The sequence below is a fragment of the Maribacter sp. 2-571 genome, assembly GCF_050589625.1.
GTDB lineage: Bacteria > Bacteroidota > Bacteroidia > Flavobacteriales > Flavobacteriaceae > Pelagihabitans.
This window is the reverse complement of record NZ_JBNGOP010000013.1, coordinates 49,355-65,947: the sequence shown is the minus strand read 5'-3', so window position 1 is coordinate 65,947 and position 16,593 is coordinate 49,355. Positions and strand designations below refer to the sequence as shown.

General features: G+C 45.4%; 17 protein-coding genes. 7 read left to right on the top strand and 10 right to left on the bottom strand.

The window, feature by feature from the left end:
- Positions 1–16 precede the first annotated feature (16 nt).
- From ACRD7P_RS11050 to ACRD7P_RS11010, 9 genes are all read right to left on the bottom strand, one after another.
- Entirely contained in the window at positions 17–889 is an 873-nt protein-coding gene (locus ACRD7P_RS11050) for a hypothetical protein (RefSeq protein WP_430907664.1), read from the bottom strand.
- Between the two features lie 5 nt (positions 890–894).
- On the bottom strand, positions 895–1,302 hold the full coding sequence (locus ACRD7P_RS11045) for a hypothetical protein (RefSeq protein ID WP_430907663.1): 408 nt from the start codon (positions 1,300–1,302) through the stop codon (positions 895–897).
- A 97-nt stretch (positions 1,303–1,399) separates the two neighbouring features.
- Positions 1,400–1,639, bottom strand: coding sequence for a hypothetical protein (locus ACRD7P_RS11040; RefSeq protein WP_430907661.1), 240 nt, complete (start codon positions 1,637–1,639; stop codon positions 1,400–1,402).
- A gap of 466 nt (positions 1,640–2,105) precedes the next feature.
- A complete protein-coding gene (locus tag ACRD7P_RS11035; protein WP_430907660.1) occupies positions 2,106–3,200 on the bottom strand; it encodes a SecDF P1 head subdomain-containing protein in 1,095 nt (364 codons plus the stop codon).
- Positions 3,201–3,205: 5 nt separating this feature from the next.
- Positions 3,206–3,835, bottom strand: coding sequence for a hypothetical protein (locus tag ACRD7P_RS11030; protein ID WP_430907658.1), 630 nt, complete (start codon positions 3,833–3,835; stop codon positions 3,206–3,208).
- A 4-nt stretch (positions 3,836–3,839) separates the two neighbouring features.
- Positions 3,840–4,829, bottom strand: a complete 990-nt coding sequence (locus tag ACRD7P_RS11025) for an SPFH domain-containing protein (protein ID WP_430907657.1) — start codon at positions 4,827–4,829, stop codon at positions 3,840–3,842.
- Between the two features lie 34 nt (positions 4,830–4,863).
- Positions 4,864–5,427 carry a DUF6620 family protein gene (locus ACRD7P_RS11020; RefSeq protein ID WP_430907655.1) on the bottom strand — a complete coding sequence of 188 codons (564 nt, stop codon included), beginning with the start codon at positions 5,425–5,427 and terminating at the stop codon, positions 4,864–4,866.
- Positions 5,428–5,434: 7 nt separating this feature from the next.
- Entirely contained in the window at positions 5,435–6,214 is a 780-nt protein-coding gene (locus ACRD7P_RS11015) for a hypothetical protein (RefSeq protein ID WP_430907654.1), read from the bottom strand.
- A 1-nt stretch (position 6,215) separates the two neighbouring features.
- Positions 6,216–6,425, bottom strand: coding sequence for a hypothetical protein (locus tag ACRD7P_RS11010; protein WP_430907653.1), 210 nt, complete (start codon positions 6,423–6,425; stop codon positions 6,216–6,218).
- Between the two features lie 391 nt (positions 6,426–6,816).
- Between ACRD7P_RS11010 and ACRD7P_RS11005 the strand changes: the two genes are divergently transcribed.
- From ACRD7P_RS11005 to ACRD7P_RS10980, 6 genes are all read left to right on the top strand, one after another.
- Positions 6,817–7,320 (top strand): GbsR/MarR family transcriptional regulator, encoded by a 504-nt coding sequence (locus tag ACRD7P_RS11005; protein WP_430907652.1) that lies wholly within the window; start codon positions 6,817–6,819, stop codon positions 7,318–7,320.
- 53 nt (positions 7,321–7,373) lie between these two features.
- Complete coding sequence (locus tag ACRD7P_RS11000; RefSeq protein ID WP_430907651.1) at positions 7,374–7,694, top strand: hypothetical protein; 321 nt, start codon at positions 7,374–7,376, stop codon at positions 7,692–7,694.
- Entirely contained in the window at positions 7,691–8,131 is a 441-nt protein-coding gene (locus ACRD7P_RS10995; protein ID WP_430907650.1) for a hypothetical protein, read from the top strand. The genes ACRD7P_RS11000 and ACRD7P_RS10995 overlap by 4 nt, the downstream gene beginning before the upstream one ends.
- 11 nt (positions 8,132–8,142) lie before the next feature.
- Positions 8,143–9,033 (top strand): methyltransferase domain-containing protein, encoded by an 891-nt coding sequence (locus tag ACRD7P_RS10990; protein WP_430907648.1) that lies wholly within the window; start codon positions 8,143–8,145, stop codon positions 9,031–9,033.
- A 64-nt stretch (positions 9,034–9,097) separates the two neighbouring features.
- Positions 9,098–10,006, top strand: a complete 909-nt coding sequence (locus tag ACRD7P_RS10985; protein ID WP_430907647.1) for a TIGR01777 family oxidoreductase — start codon at positions 9,098–9,100, stop codon at positions 10,004–10,006.
- A 311-nt stretch (positions 10,007–10,317) separates the two neighbouring features.
- Positions 10,318–15,516: an Ig-like domain-containing protein gene (locus ACRD7P_RS10980; protein ID WP_430907646.1), complete on the top strand. Its 5,199-nt coding sequence runs from the start codon at positions 10,318–10,320 to the stop codon at positions 15,514–15,516.
- Positions 15,517–15,550: 34 nt separating this feature from the next.
- Here ACRD7P_RS10980 and ACRD7P_RS10975 read toward each other — a convergent pair whose 3' ends face one another.
- Entirely contained in the window at positions 15,551–15,910 is a 360-nt protein-coding gene (locus ACRD7P_RS10975) for a rhodanese-like domain-containing protein (protein WP_430907645.1), read from the bottom strand.
- Positions 15,911–15,985: 75 nt separating this feature from the next.
- Here ACRD7P_RS10975 and ACRD7P_RS10970 point away from each other — a divergent pair, with 75 nt between their 5' ends.
- Positions 15,986–16,546 (top strand): sigma-70 family RNA polymerase sigma factor, encoded by a 561-nt coding sequence (locus ACRD7P_RS10970; protein WP_430907730.1) that lies wholly within the window; start codon positions 15,986–15,988, stop codon positions 16,544–16,546.
- Positions 16,547–16,593: the final 47 nt, after the last annotated feature.

Below are 16,593 nucleotides of genomic sequence, written 5' to 3'. Positions count from 1 at the left end.
GGCGCAATATACCATATCAATTTTCGATGGATACCTTAGCGGTCAAGCGAACGGTGGCATCGCTATTTTTGTCCCAAATCTTGACCGTCCAAACGACATCTTCCGTTGTGGCGCCTTTATTCACTTTTAAGGTAGCGCCCAAGCCCCTTTTTATATCAGCCTCCTTTAGCGGCCTATTTTCGAAAAGATCGTTCATGTTTAAAATGGTACGGCCTTTTTCATCAGTTACGTTCAACGACATGCCAAGGTTCGGTTTGCCGTCGACCATACGGTAACCTTCCAATCCCTGTACATCGAGCAATACGTTGTTATCAAAACCTATGGTACCATTAACGCGTACTTTCTTGCTGTCCTGATCAAATATGTAGGCTTCTTTCACCGTCAATCCTTTTTCTTCGCGTTTGATAACGGGGTCCTTTTTCAGGTCCAGTTCAAATTCGGAGGTAAACACCCCATCTCCCTTGGTATCGGTGATGGTGTACAAAACCGTATAGCTGTTTCCCGTCTGTATCGGTGTGGCCAAGGTTACGTTCCCCGTCAAAGTCCTTAGGGCGGCATCCAATCCCTTGCCTCCAAGAATGTGTTCGTTTTTTAGTACGGTATCGCCCTGTTTCGATATCACGGCTACCCCCATCTCGGGATAATACTTCCCGTTTTCTACCAAAAAACCGTCCATTCCCTCAAAATTGGTGAAGATTTTTTGACCGTAAAGAAAGGTGTTGTCCGCTACGTCGGCATCCCCATCGGTAATGGAAACCGTATTTGCGGAAAGTCCATTTCCCCTGGTCTCCAAACCGGTCATCAAATCTTTCGCGACGGATTGATTGAAGTTGCAGGCGGTCAGTAACCCGACACCAAAAATGACTGTTATTTTAGCAGTTGTCTTCATATGGGTTATTTTAATCCCGGTCCGCCCATGGTCCCTTTGGCGAACAGGTGAAATTGCTTTTGAAATTGTTTTTTATCCAACCTATTTTTTTCGGCACAGGCGGCGACCTGTTTTTTTAAGTTCCGTACCGTTTTAAAAAATACTACCCCTAAAATAAGCAACGCTACTACAAAAACACTCAAAACCGAAACCATAATGGTCTTGATCGTGTTGAGTTCATCCAAGGGGAACCGTTTTCCCGCTACAAAAATGTTATAGCCTAAAATGACCGCTACAAAACCTATGGTGATGAAGCGGAAGTACTTGTATTTTGACAGATAACCAAGATATCCCTCGACCAAAACCGTCAATTCTCCTTTGGGAACTTTTTTCAACAATTCAAATTCATCGTTTGTCGTGACCTTTTCGTCCATATCCTTCATTTATACCATTTCTGTTGCAAAGTTGCTGCATTAAGGTAAACCGGACACCCCTTATTTCAGGGGTTTTGTATAGCGTTCCTTTGGGTATTTATTTTAAGTTGGCGTCGGGAAAGGACGAAGCGACCCATTTGAAATTCAGGATGCTCAAAAAAATACCCAACAACAATATATAAAGCCCGTTTGCCTTGGTAACGAACAGCTCCCAAAAGACCTCCGAAGGCAGCCACGTAGCGCCAAACTCGCTTCGCACTTCTGTTGCGGCCTGAAAAGCAATAGCCGTATACGCTACGCTAAAAAAAATTAGGGACCACAACAGAACTAATACCATTTTAACTTTGAAACAGCCCTAATAAATCGTTTCTTTTTGAGTTGTTCTTCGTTAAAAAATATAACCGTAGCTAAGGCTATGCCTAGATTTTTTGCCTCGAACAACTAAAGAATAATTCAATTTCTATACGCGCCATTTCCAAGTTAAAATGGTATAACCGTTTTTTACGAAATCTACCGACCCATAAAAATACAAGTACAATGTACACTATGGTCACCATAATTATTGGAACCAAGAGGTACGCCTTAAAATTGTAAAACGCAATGGAAACCAGTAGCCCCTTTGCAAAGACCAACAAACACAAGAACAACACCACTCCGCTGGTTATCGAAAATAGGATACGTGTTGCGCGCTTCATTTAATGAACTCGTCTTGTATTTTTACAATACCAATTGCTACTTAAAAAAGTCTTCATCGGGGCATATAATCTTGGTTTTTCGGGCGAACTAAAAAACTCCGGAAGGGTTCAATTTTTCAAAGTATTCCGAAACCTTCCCAGAAAAAAATTATCCGATGCTTCGAACTCGCTTTGTACTTCCGGCCGGATCTGTAACTCAAAACCCAGCTGCAAATGCCCTTGATGGTTCCAACCGAGATATTCGCTTCCCACAAAACGGACTTTTGCCATCTTGTTCCCGTACGCCACAATACAAAAACCCGAAGGACTAAATACAATACCGTGCTCGGGGCCGAAAAACTCAAGTACATCGGCGAAACTTGTGATGGTGTTGACGTTCAAATGGTTTTCCTTGGCCCGCTGTACTACCCAAGCATCTTTTTTAAAAGCGGACACTACGGCCTGTTCGGTAAAATACTTTAATATGGAAACCTCTTCTCCGGAATGGACCGCTACAGTTTTCACACCTGCCAAAACACCTGCATGCCCACAGGCCGAAGCCGATACGCTACTGAACTCGTAACTATAGCTGCTCCCGATCAAGGATAACGGACGGTACTCGGCAGAAAATTCCAGGGGACAGTCTGAACCCGGGGCGGCCTCTTTTTTTATAAAGGCTTCGTGTTCCGATTTGGCATCGTAGATCGTTCGGTCGTTCCCCAGGGCACGATCGGTAAAAACCGAAAAACCGTCTTTCTCGAACAACGGTACCTTTCCCATTTGTTTTTGTATGCTATTGCTCACCGCACTGGCTTTTCGCAAATCGAAACCGGAGAGGTTGAACATTCCATTGGGAATGGGCATGGCTATCATCGCCTTACTGACCAATTTACCGTTCAATAAAAGCGCTCCTTCGGTCGGATGGTTCTCCTGCGTAAAATTTTTGAACTTTTCCGTACCGGTATCGTTCAACTCGAACACCAAATTGAAACCACCTCCGAAAGCGTCCGGTTGTGGTTGTACCGCTTCTATATCCCCTAAAGTTAAAATGGGAGTAGGCACCACATAGAAATCCGTTTTATTGTCCAATTCCCGTACCAGGGTTCCTTCGTAGCTATCGTCTACCTGATAAAAACCGGTTGGCAATTGTTGCCCGTTGGTCATGAAATGCATCATACCAAGGACTACAATGAAAAAGGGACGGATGTCATACGGAAAACCCATAGCTGCTATTTCTCGTAATAGGACACATACAGCACGGCCATCTTCAAATAGTAAGGCCCGTTTTTAATACCACTGGTATGAGCATATTGCTTGAACTTTTTATAGACATCCTGATATTTTAGTTCGTCGGTATTGTAGGTATATGCCCCCGCCAAAAGATATTGGTTTGCGGCGACCATCCAGTCCTCCCCACCTTCCTCGAGCTGTAGACCAACTTCCAAATAAGGTTCGGATTGCATGTATTTGCCCAACTGGTTGTAAAGCAATCCCAACATAATATTGGCCCTTCCGTGTTTTGAAAACAAGGCGATTGCACCCAAATATGCCTGTTCCGCTTCGTTGGCGATCTGATGCCCCCCATCGGATAACGGGTTCTCCGTCGCCGTGGCCAAACCGGGCTGTAGGGCCGTGGTCAGGCTCAAACCATAGTTGAAAATGGAATTGGAGTCCTCCAAATTCTTTAGGGCCAGCCCGTGGTTCCCATATAGGTTGGGAACAGCGTTTGCATTTACCTCGGAGGTTGCCTTGGCCGTTGTCAGCCAAGTATCGAGCTGTGTTTTTGCTACTGGCGTAAAGGATGTTTGTGCGAATAGTATTTGACAGATTAAAAGTAAAAATAGGGTTAAGGGTCTCATAGATTTACAGTTGCTCTAAAAGTTGTTGTTTTTTGGCCCGAAACTCTTCTTCCGAAATCAGGTCGTCCTCAAAAAGTGCTTTTAACTCTTTTAATTTGGAACGAACATCGGGTTGTGCCGGTTCCGTTTTTTCTTCCGATGCAGGTTGTCCCATGGTATTTCCCATTTGCATGCCGGCGAACATTCCCATCCCCGCTCCCGCAGCACCTTCGTTTTTGGCCATATCGCGCATGGCCTTTAATTTCTGCAATTCCGCAAAGTCCACTCCCGCAATATTTGCCGAATGTACCTCTGCCTGCACGTCGCTGATTTCGTTGATGCGATCATTGGTTTCCTGATCAAAAGAGTTCCCCTCGATCCGGAAATCCAATAACTGAAAGCCCAATTCCTCAAAAACCGAAATAGTCTTGTTTTTGGCTTCTCCGGCAACATTTTCCATATTGGCGTCGATTTCGGCGTAGGAGAATTTTGCATTGGCCAGATAATTGGATATCGGTTGGGTAATCCGTGATAAAAAGACTTCCTGTAGCTCGTCAACAAAATAGTCCTGCTGACCAGCAAGAATGTTGCGAAAAAAGTTTTCGGGCCTGCTGATCCGTAGTGAATAGTTCCCGTAAGCGCGCAGTTTTACCGGGAAGGCGTATACCGGGTCGTTATAGGTAATAGGAATGCGGGTGCCCCAGCGAATGTTGACCATATCGGCCTTTCTATAAAACCAGATTCCTGTTTTGTGTTCGCTTTCAAAAGCGTTCATAAACTTCCTCATGGTAGTTAAAAAAGGTTTGTTCCCCGTTGCCAGATCATAAAGCCCCTCTTCTTCGAAAACACCTTCTACTTTTCCTTCGTAGGTGAAAATACAGCCTTGCCCCGGTTGCAAAATAAGTTTGGATGCATTTTTGAGTTCGTCCCCTTGATCGGTAAACTTGAAAAAAAGTTGGTATTCCTTGGGATGCTCCCATTGGATTACCGAACGCATTTGTTTTTTAATATCCATACCTTATTTTTTTGAATTGACGTTGATGCGTTGTTTAAAAATCGATATCTCCACCGAGGTCTACCACGTCATTTTTATATTGTTCCCTAAAAAGCGTTTCCCACTTTTTTCGCAAGGCCTCCATTTCATTGTGACGTTCGCCCCAGCCTTCGGATCCGTTTTGTATATAAGCGTGATACCAGTCGGAGTAATGCATATTCAACTGTCCCCAATTTTGGAGATTCAATCCGTAACTTTCGATAATCGCCGTTGGGTCTACCCCGTGCTCCGATGCTACGGTCTGGTGGATGGAAACTTTTAAATAGGAATCGTAATCGGGAAACTTGGCCAAAAGTTCGTCCAAGGATGGTGTTTGCGCTCCCGCTCCGGCGAACTTGCCTACTTTGGGATTTGTAAAAAATCCGCTATAGGTCGTCATCACTTCCATATCCTCAGCGGCAAGGTCGCCCAGTTTTCCACCCCAGGCCTCGTTGGTCTTTTGCCATACGGGAAGTTCAATGCCCAATACTTGGCATACTTCTTCTTCCGACATGCCTTGTGCCAGGTTGCCGCAGGCAGCGCCCCAGTCTTCAAATGTTACTCCGTTGATTGCTTCCATAATGCTCTTATTTTGTTTGTATTTCCTTATAGTTTTCAAATTCTTTTCGCTTGCGTTCCATATCGGCCACGTACCGTTCCTTTGCATCCGCATTCAAGACAATACGCTCTTGAAAATACTTTTCCCAATAACGGAAATAGGCATTTTCGTAGGATGCCCACTCTGCTACTCCCCTTTCCGACTTTCGAAGCGCGTGTAACGCGGACAATGCATTTTCCATTGCGGCATACTCCTTTTGGCAATTCATAGCGGCAATGTTATCGATGATGCCCCAGCCCAGTTTCACGAATTTTGTGTCGGGTTCAATGGTATTGACCGTGTTGCAGTACGGACAGCTAATGTATTGTGCCCTAAAAATATCTTTTCGTATCGCAAGTTTGGCGTCGCATTGCGTACATAACGATTTCTTATCGGCACTTTGGATGGCGTGGTCGTAATATGCTCGCGACAGTTTTCCTTCAAGTTGGCGTTCGAAGCCGAAAAGGGTTTCGGTCAGACTATCGTTCAATTGTGATCCTTTTGCGGCCTCATCGGTATAAAAATCGCCCATTGCCCGCATCTCGGGCATTACCTTGCCATCCCAAACCGTATCTATTTTGCGAATCAATTCATATATCTGGGCCTTCATACCCTGCCAGGATCGAAACACCGTTTCATATTCATAGTCCGTTTCCACCAACTGTTCGGAACAGGCGGTTTCGGCATGTTTCAAGGACTCTTGAAATCGCGTGCTTATTTTTTCGAGAAAGGTATCCCAACGGACGATCAAGTCAGTTTGCGTGTTCATATCAGGTATCGCTTTTGATTGAAGGAACATCGTTCATAAATGGCTGTCGACAATAGTCGCAGCGTACCAAATTTGTATTCTTTGGGCGCGGTGCACCACAGCTATCGCAACTTTTAACGCTCACTTTGGCAACGGTCCGATCTTCCTGCACGTACATGGTGCTTTTGGAAGTTTCGGCATTTTTGACAATCTTCTTAAAGGGGTTCGACATCTTATCCGTTTTTACACACCGCAAGCTAACGACGGGGCTTCATACCTTTCACCCCTTTTTCAGGGAAATGCATTTACCTACATTTTAGGGTGTTGGGACATTTAGAAAACTACAAATTCCGACAATTATTGTTGCGCGCCCAAAGCGGGCATGTAGTAGTTAAAATCAGTATTGCGCTAACCGCAATGCATCGTAAAAATCCGATCATGGGCGGCATCCAAACCGTAATTTGGGTTACACAGCAGCAATCTATCTTTATCTTTTGGTGCAGTACAAAACGTTCAGGAAACCTTCGTTTTTTTTGCTTAGGGAGGGAGTCGGCTACATGACAACATCAAAAAATAACTTTCAATAATTTTTGAAAGTTTAAAAATATTAATATATTTGTACCATGGAAATGCAACAAGCAAAAGAAAAATTCATTAGCACCTGGGGGAGCTTGGGTACACTTTGGGGCATTAACAAAGCAATGGCACAGATACAGGCGTTACTGTTCGTGTCGACCAAACCGCTATCCACGGAAGAAATTATGGAGGAGCTCAAAATCTCAAGAGGGAATACCAGCATGAACGTTAGGCAGCTAATCGATTGGGGCATTGTCAGTAAAGAATTGGTTCCCGGAGAGCGACGGGAGTACTTCAGTACGGAAAAGGATGTACAGGAATTGGCACAGATCATTGCACAGGAAAGAAGCAGAAGGGAAATTCAGCCCGTAATCAAAACCTTGGAAGAGGTCAGCAGTATTAAAGATGATGGCACGGCCGCAACCAAAGAATTTATAAAACAGACCAAAGCCTTACATGATCTTGCACATACGGCAGATAGTATGTTGGGTAAACTTGTGAACCAAAAACAAAATTGGTTGACAAAGTCGTTATTTAAATTCATAAAATAAAAAAATTTAAATATTACTTTCAATATTTTCTGAAAGTTTAAAATAACTGAAACATGAAAACCATACACTACGGCAACGCCCTACTTTACATTACATGCGTGATCTTTACGATAATGGTGGACGGTACCATAAACATTATTTTGGGGTTCGTACAAATACTGCTATCCCTCCAAGTTTTCAACCGTACAAAAAGTCAGGAAATTGTAAAACTGTTACTTTTCTATTGGCTGTTCTCTTTTATCAGTGTCGTTGTGGCTACAACGTATTTTAAGTTTACGGATTTACAGTATCACCTAATGCCGTTAATGACCGCCACCTACTTCGTGTACTTGACCATTCGTGCCAAAAACAAAACAAAAAAGATAATATTATGAACTACAATGTACCACAATGGCTTATCATTACCGGAGGCTTGGGCCAAATATTCACTGCCCTTATTTACCCATATATCCGGCACCGGGTATTCGATTGGTATACCGATGTAAAGCAATTACGACCATTGAACCAAGAAATTGCGAAAACCTATGGCCGTTACATTCAGGGATTGAACTTTTCCTTTGGGCTCATTGCATTGCTTTTGCCCATGGAACTTCAAAACGGCACCGCACTTGCCGTTGCACTTTCGGGTTTGATCGCTGCTTATTGGGTAGGTAAGGTCGCCACACAAATTGCCTACTATCCGATGTATGAAATCCCAAAAAAAATGTTGTTCAAAATCGGCAGTTACTTTATGAACGCCCTATTTACACTTTTTGCCTTGGTGTACACATGGCTTTTGATCTTGAATCTTAGCCTATATATAAACCTTTAAAATCGATGATCATGAAAACGTTATCCGTATATGCATCCGATCAAATAAACCTCCAACAGGACAGTAAGAATACCTTGGATCTAATCGACTTTTACAATGAGGCAACGGAAGACTACGCCTTTTGGAGCAAGGATTTTAACATGCATTTTGGCTATTTCCATGGTGGTCGAACCTCCATTTTTAAAAGGGATAGCATGCTAAACGAAATGAACCGCCAGGTACTGCTACGACTCGGGCTACAAAAGAAAAAAGGGACATTGATCGATCTTGGCTGTGGCATGGGGGGCACCATGCGTTATGTACTGGGCCAAAATTCAAAGCTCAGTGCATTCGGGGTTACCCTTTCCGAATTTCAGCAATTGGAAGGCAACAAACTCCTAAAGGGCTTAAAGGGTAGTATTTTGAAAGAAAATTTCAACCGTACTTCATTCGCCTCGAACAGTTTTGACGGCGCCCTCGCCATTGAAAGTTTTTGCCATTGCGGACATGGCAAAAACGCCTTTGAAGAAGCATATCGCATTCTCAAACCTGGAGGTCGGTTGGTCGTCGCCGATGCGTTTCTTAAAAAGGAACCAGATGAATTTTGTTTTGGGAGCCGTTTGTCCTATCGGAAGTTATGTGATCATTGGAGTCTTGAACAGTTGGGAACCATCCAAAGGGTTACCGAACAGCTGAAGGAAATCGGTTTTACCGATGTTTCCGTGGAAGATATTTCTTTCCGGGTAGCCCCCTCGGTATTACACGTTCCTTTCGCCATCTCTGGATTTATACTGAAAAAATTGCTCGGGAACGGTACCCTAAAAAAAGAAAGCCTTCATAATTTAAAAGGTTCGTTTTACGCCTTATTATCGGGACTGCATATGAAAAGCTTTGGTTATTATATGATTACCTGTAAAAAATAATACTATGAAATGAGCAGAAACGTTTAGTTTCCTCATTTTCCGTAGACTGCAAAAATTTAAACAAATGAAAAAGCTCGTCATCGCCGGAGGTACAGGTTACTTGGGAAAAGCGTGTGTTGCATATTTCAGCACCAAATATGATACTATTGTCGTCTTGAGCCGTAAAAAACGGCCGACCCTTGGAAACGTTCACTATGTACAATGGGACGCTGAGCAGCTCGGCCCATGGCGTGCACATTTGAATGACTGTCATACTCTCATTAATATGACGGGGCGTTCCGTGGACTGCCGTTATACCGAAACCAATAAAAAAGTCATCCTAAATTCTAGGATCAACAGCACAAAAGTTTTGGGTGCGGCCATTGGCATGGCAAAAAATCCGCCACAAGTATGGCTCAATTCCTCGACCGCGACAATTTACCGTCATTCCCTAAACATGGAGATGGACGAACGTTCCGGCGAAATAGGAGAAGGTTTCTCCGTTGAAGTGGCAAAGGCTTGGGAGACAGCTTTTTTTTCGCAACAAACACCACGGACCAGAAAAGTGGCCCTCCGCACCAGTATTGTTCTAGGCGGCAACGGTGGTGCCCTTGTCCCCATCAAGAACCTGGCAAAAATTGGTTTTGGAGGCAGGCAAGGCCCTGGAAATCAAAAATTCAGCTGGATCCATATCCACGACTTTGTTCGGGGTCTCGAATTCTTGATCGACAGCCCAAACCTCAGCGGACCGGTAAACATAGTATCCCCAAAACCGGTAACCAATGCCGAGTTGATGCGAAAAGTGCGAAAAGCGGTCGGTTTCCCATTTGGTTTTCCCTTGCCTAAACTTTTATTGGAAATCGGCGCCCGTATCATATGTACGGAAACGGAACTGGTGTTAAAAAGCAGGAACGTAATCCCCGGGCTCTTACTGGAACATGGTTTTGTGTTCCATCACGACACCTTGGAAACTGCCTTGAAAAGCAGTGTGTGAACCACAATTATCTTTACCAAAAGCCACCTATATTCAAATGGTATTATGGTTGGTCAGGAACAAAAATCCCCTTTCAAAAACAGCGATATTATAGTAAGAAGTCAATATCGTAAACCCCATAGGCGTTTGGGAATCACCGTTCAGCTATTTTTTTGACGTTTAAAAGTTTGGACTATCGAATTTGATAGGAATAATATTATTTTTGACCCACCAAACTCGATTTCAATTCAAGGGTGTGTTTCATATTAATTTACATCAGTATGAACCATTTCCGTTTCCTTGAACAAATTTGGCACTAGTACCCGATCCAAATGACCGAACAAAGCAAACAGCAATGCGTTTACCAGACTTTATGGCAAAGGATTTGGCGCTTTTTGTTGATGTTCATTTTGGTGATTTCCTGCACCAAAGAGGTCACCGTTTTTACGGAAGTCGAGTTTGAACTATCCAAGCAACATGCTTCCGAAGGGTTCGTTAACGAACCTTTGAACACGATAATCACCATTGTTCCGGAAGCGATGTTGGACGATTTGGAATATACCCTACGCTACTCGTCCAATCAAGGCAACGGTCGCTTTGAAACTTCCGATAACGTTTTGTTCGATCCCGGAGAGGCAATACCGGTAGAAGAATTATCGGTGTCCCTGAACTATATTGGGACGGACATCGGCGAACATGCGGTGACCATAACGATAACCGACAGTTTTGGCTTTTCAGAAGAAATAGAAATCAATTACGCCTTAGAAAATGTCCCTGTCACTTGGACGGTAACAAGTGGGGAAACCCAAATTGAACTTGAGGAAATTACCCCTTTGACCGTAACCCTAAATACTAACGGGCTGGATACCGGGACTACTTATGAAGCGCTATACCGTATAACCGAAGGGGAAGGATCCCTTGCTCGATTACCGGAGAACGAAACGCTCTTGCTTGACGAGTATACCACCATACTACCCGGCACTTATGACTTTTCGTTACTTCCCACGGCACTGGGACCTTTTACTTTAGAAGCGCTGTTACGGGACAGTAACGGACAAGAGCTTACCGCCACCCTCTCCTTGCAGGTCGTAGAAACCATACCGGTAACCGCTCTTGACTTGGACAAGGAAGAAGGAATTGAAATGCAAGTCGGCGAAACCTTGGAATGCCCGGTCATTTTTGAACCATCCAATGCTACCGACCAAGCGGTGAGTTGGAGTTCTGAGGACGATACCATACTATCTGTCGACCCTAATGGCGTTTTTACGGCAAATGCTGAAGGTACCGCTCTGGTTACGGTCACTTCAATTGACAATCCTGAGGCCATTGCCACCGTTTTGGTCACCGTAGTCCCCGCCCCGACTATAGCGGTAACATCGATTAGTGTCGCCCAAGAAGATGCCACGGATTCCGGTATTACACGACAACTCGTAGCCACTGTATTGCCGACCGACGCCACCGATAACACCGTGGTATGGTCCTCCGGTGATACGGATATTGCTACCGTTGATGAAAACGGTTTGGTCACCGGCGTTGCCATGGGTGTTGTGGTAATCACCGCAACTTCCGTTTCCGACCCCACCGTTTCGGACGATATTGAACTGCTGATTCCACCAATAGGTCAGAATGGAAATGACATTACCACATTTTCTTTAGCGGGCCAGAACGGTTCGGACATCAACGAGGCCGAGCATACCGTAATCGTCAATGTACCCGACGGTACCGAACTTAATTTGGCACCAAACGTATTGACCGTTTCCCCGGGCGCAACGATCGACCCTGCTGAAAATGCGGTGCAGGATTTTGCGGAAGTGGTCGAATATGTAGTTACCGCAGAAAATGGCGAGGAACAAATTTGGACGGTAAGCGTTGTTGTGGCAGCAAATCAGGCGCCAACAGCTTCGGACGATACAGGAATCGTACAACAGGGAGCGTCGACCGACATTGACGTTTTGGGCAATGACACGGATGCTGATACCCCAGATGCAGAATTAAGTATTATCACTATTGGAGACATTTCCCCTACCGCTGCCGGAAATGCAGAAATCGTCGGAAACCAAATACGATTTACCGCAGCCACGGATTTTGAGGGAACGGCCTCTTTTTCCTATACCATTAACGACGGTGTTCCCGGAAACAATGCTACCGCCACGGTTACCGTAACCATAAATACGCAACCCAATGCAGACCCAACGGCACAAGACGACGTATTTACGGTTGCCGAAAACGGAACGCTTACCGAAAATGTTTTGGTGGACAACGGCAACGGTCCCGACAACGATACGGATGGAAACCCGCTGATAGTCGATAGGGTAAACGGAAACGCAACGAATATAGGAAACCCCGTAACCGGCTCGGAAGGTGGCCTATTTACCTTAGCGGCCAATGGCGCCCTGAACTTTGATCCAAATGATGCTTTTGATGACCTGCTGGATGGGGAAACACGACAAACCAACATCACCTATCGTATCAACGATAATAATGGTGGAGTGGCCACTGCGACCATTTTTGTTACCGTCGCTGGAATATCACCTGCGAACCAAGCCCCTGATGCCGATGCCGGGGAAGACATCACGATAACCCTACCTACCGACGAAGCGCAATTGAACGGAAGCAACTCGGATGATTCCGACGGAACCGTTGAAAGTTACTTATGGGAACAGGTTTCAGGACCCAATACTGCCGTTATCGTTACTCCCACGGCACCGATAACGACGGTTAACGGTCTTGTCCAAGGCAATTATGTGTTCATGCTTACCGTACGGGACAATGATAACGCTCCCGCTACGGATGTCGTGGAAGTACTTGTGAACGGTGCGCTGAACACAACGCCGGTGGCGGTTAACGACATATTTACAATAAATGAGAATGGTTCGCTTACGGGCAATAACGTATTGGCCGACAATGGAAACGGGGTGGACTCCGACGCCGATGGCGACCCTTTGACTGTAGATAGAGTCGATGGCACCCCCTTAGCGGTAGGGGTTACAACGCCAGGAAATAATGGTGGGTCTTTCATTATTGAAAGTGATGGTACCTTAAATTTCGAGACCGGTGGGGAGTTTGATGGCCTAACCGAGGGAGAATCCATCCAAACCGAACTGAGTTACCGTATCAGCGATGGAAATGGCGGAACCGGAACGGCCTTGGTCATCATTACCATTAATGGCCTTAGCCCCGCCAATCAGGTTCCTACCGCAGATGCCGGTGATAACATTACGGTAAACTTACCGGAAAATACCGCAACCTTGGATGGTTCGGGTTCCCAAGACAACGACGGTGACATAACGCTCTATTTATGGGAACAGGTTTCAGGACCGAATACGCCGACAATAGCGGATCAGGGTGCAGCAATCACTCAAATTAGCGGTTTGGTCGAAGGTACCTATATTTTTATGTTGACAGTTACCGACGATGCGACGGACGAGGCCACCGATACTGTCGAAATCCGGGTCAACGCAGCGGCAAACACTGCGCCCATAGCCCAGGACGATGTATTTACCGTAGCGGAAAACAATGTATTGGCAAGAGGTGTTTTCAATGATAACGGCAATGGTCCCGATAGCGATGCCGAAGACGACCCATTGACGGTAGACCGGGTAAACAACAATCCCGCCAATGTGGACGTTTCCGTTAACGGAAGTACCGGAGGAGTTTTCACCATTAATGCCGGAGGTAGTCTGACCTTTGATCCGAATGGCAATTTTGATGCATTGAATGCAGGCGAGAGCCAAGAAACTACCGTTACCTATCGGATTACCGATGGCAATGGAGGCACCGATGTTGCGACCGTTACGGTAACGGTGACCGGAGTGTCCGCTGCCAACGATGCTCCCACGGCACAAGATGATGCCTTTACCGTAGCGGAAAATGCAACGGCAAGTGGTAATGTCCTTGGCAATAATGGAAATGGTACCGATACCGATCCAGAGGGAGCGACCTTGACGGTAAACCAAGTTAACGGAAACGCCGGAAATGTCGCAACCAATGTCGCCGGCACCAATGGGGGAGTATTCAACCTGGCCGCCAACGGAAGCCTAAGCTTTGATCCAAATGGGGAGTTCGATGGACTCAATACCGGAGAGACCCAAACAACTTCTGTCAATTATACCATTACGGACGGTACCAATACCTCTAACCTTGCTACGGTAACCGTGACCGTAACAGGGGTCGGTGCTGGCAATGCCCCTCCTATAGCCCAGAACGACGCCTTTACCGTAGCCGAGAATGCGACGGGTAGCGGCAACGTATTTAACGACAACGGCAATGGTGCAGATAACGATCCCGAGGGGGCTGCCATTACGGTAAACCAGGTAAACGGAAGCGCAGTAAACATCGGAACCAGTATTGGAGGAACGCTAGGCGGCAGGTTTACCGTAACCGCCAATGGCACGTTCAGTTTTGATCCAAATGGAGAGTTCGATGGACTTAATACCGGAGAAACCCAAACAACTTCTGTCAATTATACCATTACCGATGGTACGAATACTTCAAACTTGGCGACCGTAACCGTTACTGTCACGGGGGTAACCCCCACCAACGATCCGCCTATAGCACAAGACGACATCTTTTCCGTCGCAGAAAATGCTACGACAAGTGGTAATGTCCTGGGCAATAATGGAAATGGTACCGACACCGATCCCGAAGGTGCGACCCTGACCGTAAACCAAGTAAACGGAAATTCCGGAAATGTTGGAACAAATGTTACCGGCACCAATGGAGGGCTATTCATTGTGGCCGCTAACGGAAGCCTTAGCTTTGACCCGAACGGTGAATTCGACGCACTAAACGACGGAGAAACACAAAATACGACCATCAATTATACCATTAGTGACGGTAGCAACACTTCGAACCTTGCAACCGTTACCGTTACGGTTACGGGTGTGAGTCCGGCCAACATCGTTCCAAATGCCGTGAACGATAACTATGATGTCGATATCAATACGGGACTCATCGCCACGGTATTGGAAAACGATGAAGATCTGGACGGAGACACCTTAACCATCACCGCCGTCACACAACCGACCAATGGTACCGCTACGATTTTGGGAGGCAATACCACGGTTAGTTATAATCCTAGTACCAACTATACCGGTCCCGATTCTTTTACCTATACCATCAGCGACGGAAACGGGGGGGTTGATACGGCTACCGTGAACATCACCGTAAATGCGGTTAACTCAATAGTGTTTAGTGATGAAACATCATACAACGATGGTAATGGCAATCCTTTCTTTACCGTTAGTGGTACAGTCACCATTGTTGGAAGCGCAGCTACTTTTACAGTGAACTCATTCTTAATCATTGTATCAGAGCCAGGAGCACCTGCCACTTTAGACAATATCGTATTTACTAGATTTACTATTGATGGCGACAACTACGAGGCCGTTGCAACAGAAGCCAATACAATTGTAAACGAGGAAACCCCTTCTTATTCCGCAGGCACTTATAATTATTCATTCGAAGTCCAGGCGGAGGTTATGGATAGTGATGCCGGTTGGGGAGGCAGAGTAACAGGGTCTCAAGATTAATTAAGTAAAAAATCTTTAGGCTACCTATAAAATTTTATTCTTTCCTGAAAAATTCGTAAGAAGCGTAGCCTCCTTCCAGGTTCACCACATGAGTATACCCCAACGCTTTTAATTTTTCTTGGGCCTTGGCGCTACGGCCACCCATTTTGCAGTACAAGTAAATGGTTTCTTCCTTATCAACGGTCGCCATTTGGGCGGCAAAATCAGCATCGTACCAATTGATGTTCCTGGCGTGTTCCAAATGGCCCGCCGCAAACTCCTCGGGAGTGCGCACATCGATCAAAACAACACTTTCGAGTTCTTTTTGTGAAACTTCTGTGATAGGTTTTGACGAAATTTGTGCAACAACAGTGGTTCCAAACATCAGTAAGAACGATATGCAAAAAGCTCTCATGGCGACCGCGAGTTTCATTCAAAAGTAACGATATTCATGAAAATTCCATTACATTTGATTCCAGGAAAAACAACTATGGTTCCACACGAACTACATCCCGACAATTGGGTCGATAATTATGCCGACTACCTCTTCAATTATGCCGTGGGCCGCGTAAGCGACGCGGAAATTGCAAAAGATCTGGTACAGGAAACGTTTTTTGCCGGACTCAACTCTGCCAAAAATTACAAAGGCGATGCCGCCGAAAGGACCTGGCTGATCGCTATCTTAAAACGTAAGGTAATCGATTATTACCGAAAGATCAATTCAAAAAAAGGCAAGGCAGAGGTACGCATGAGTTACGGCGGGAACAACGATTCCGAAGGGGATTGGTTGGAAGAGCAAGTGGCGGACCCCTTTAGTACCCTGGAAAACGACACCATTGAAAACGAGGAATTGGGCAATGCCATTCAAGATTGTATCGGCAAACTTCCCAAAAAACAGGCCCTGGTATTTAAAATGAAAACCATACAGGGTATCGGTACGGAAGATATCTGTAAGGAACTTGGTATCAATCCGTCAAACTTGTGGGTAATGATCCATAGGGCCAGAACGGCTTTGATGGGCTGCCTCAACCAAAACTGGTTCAATTTATGATTTCCTGTGAAAAAGCTGCGATAATTTGCAACAAAACCCAATACCGC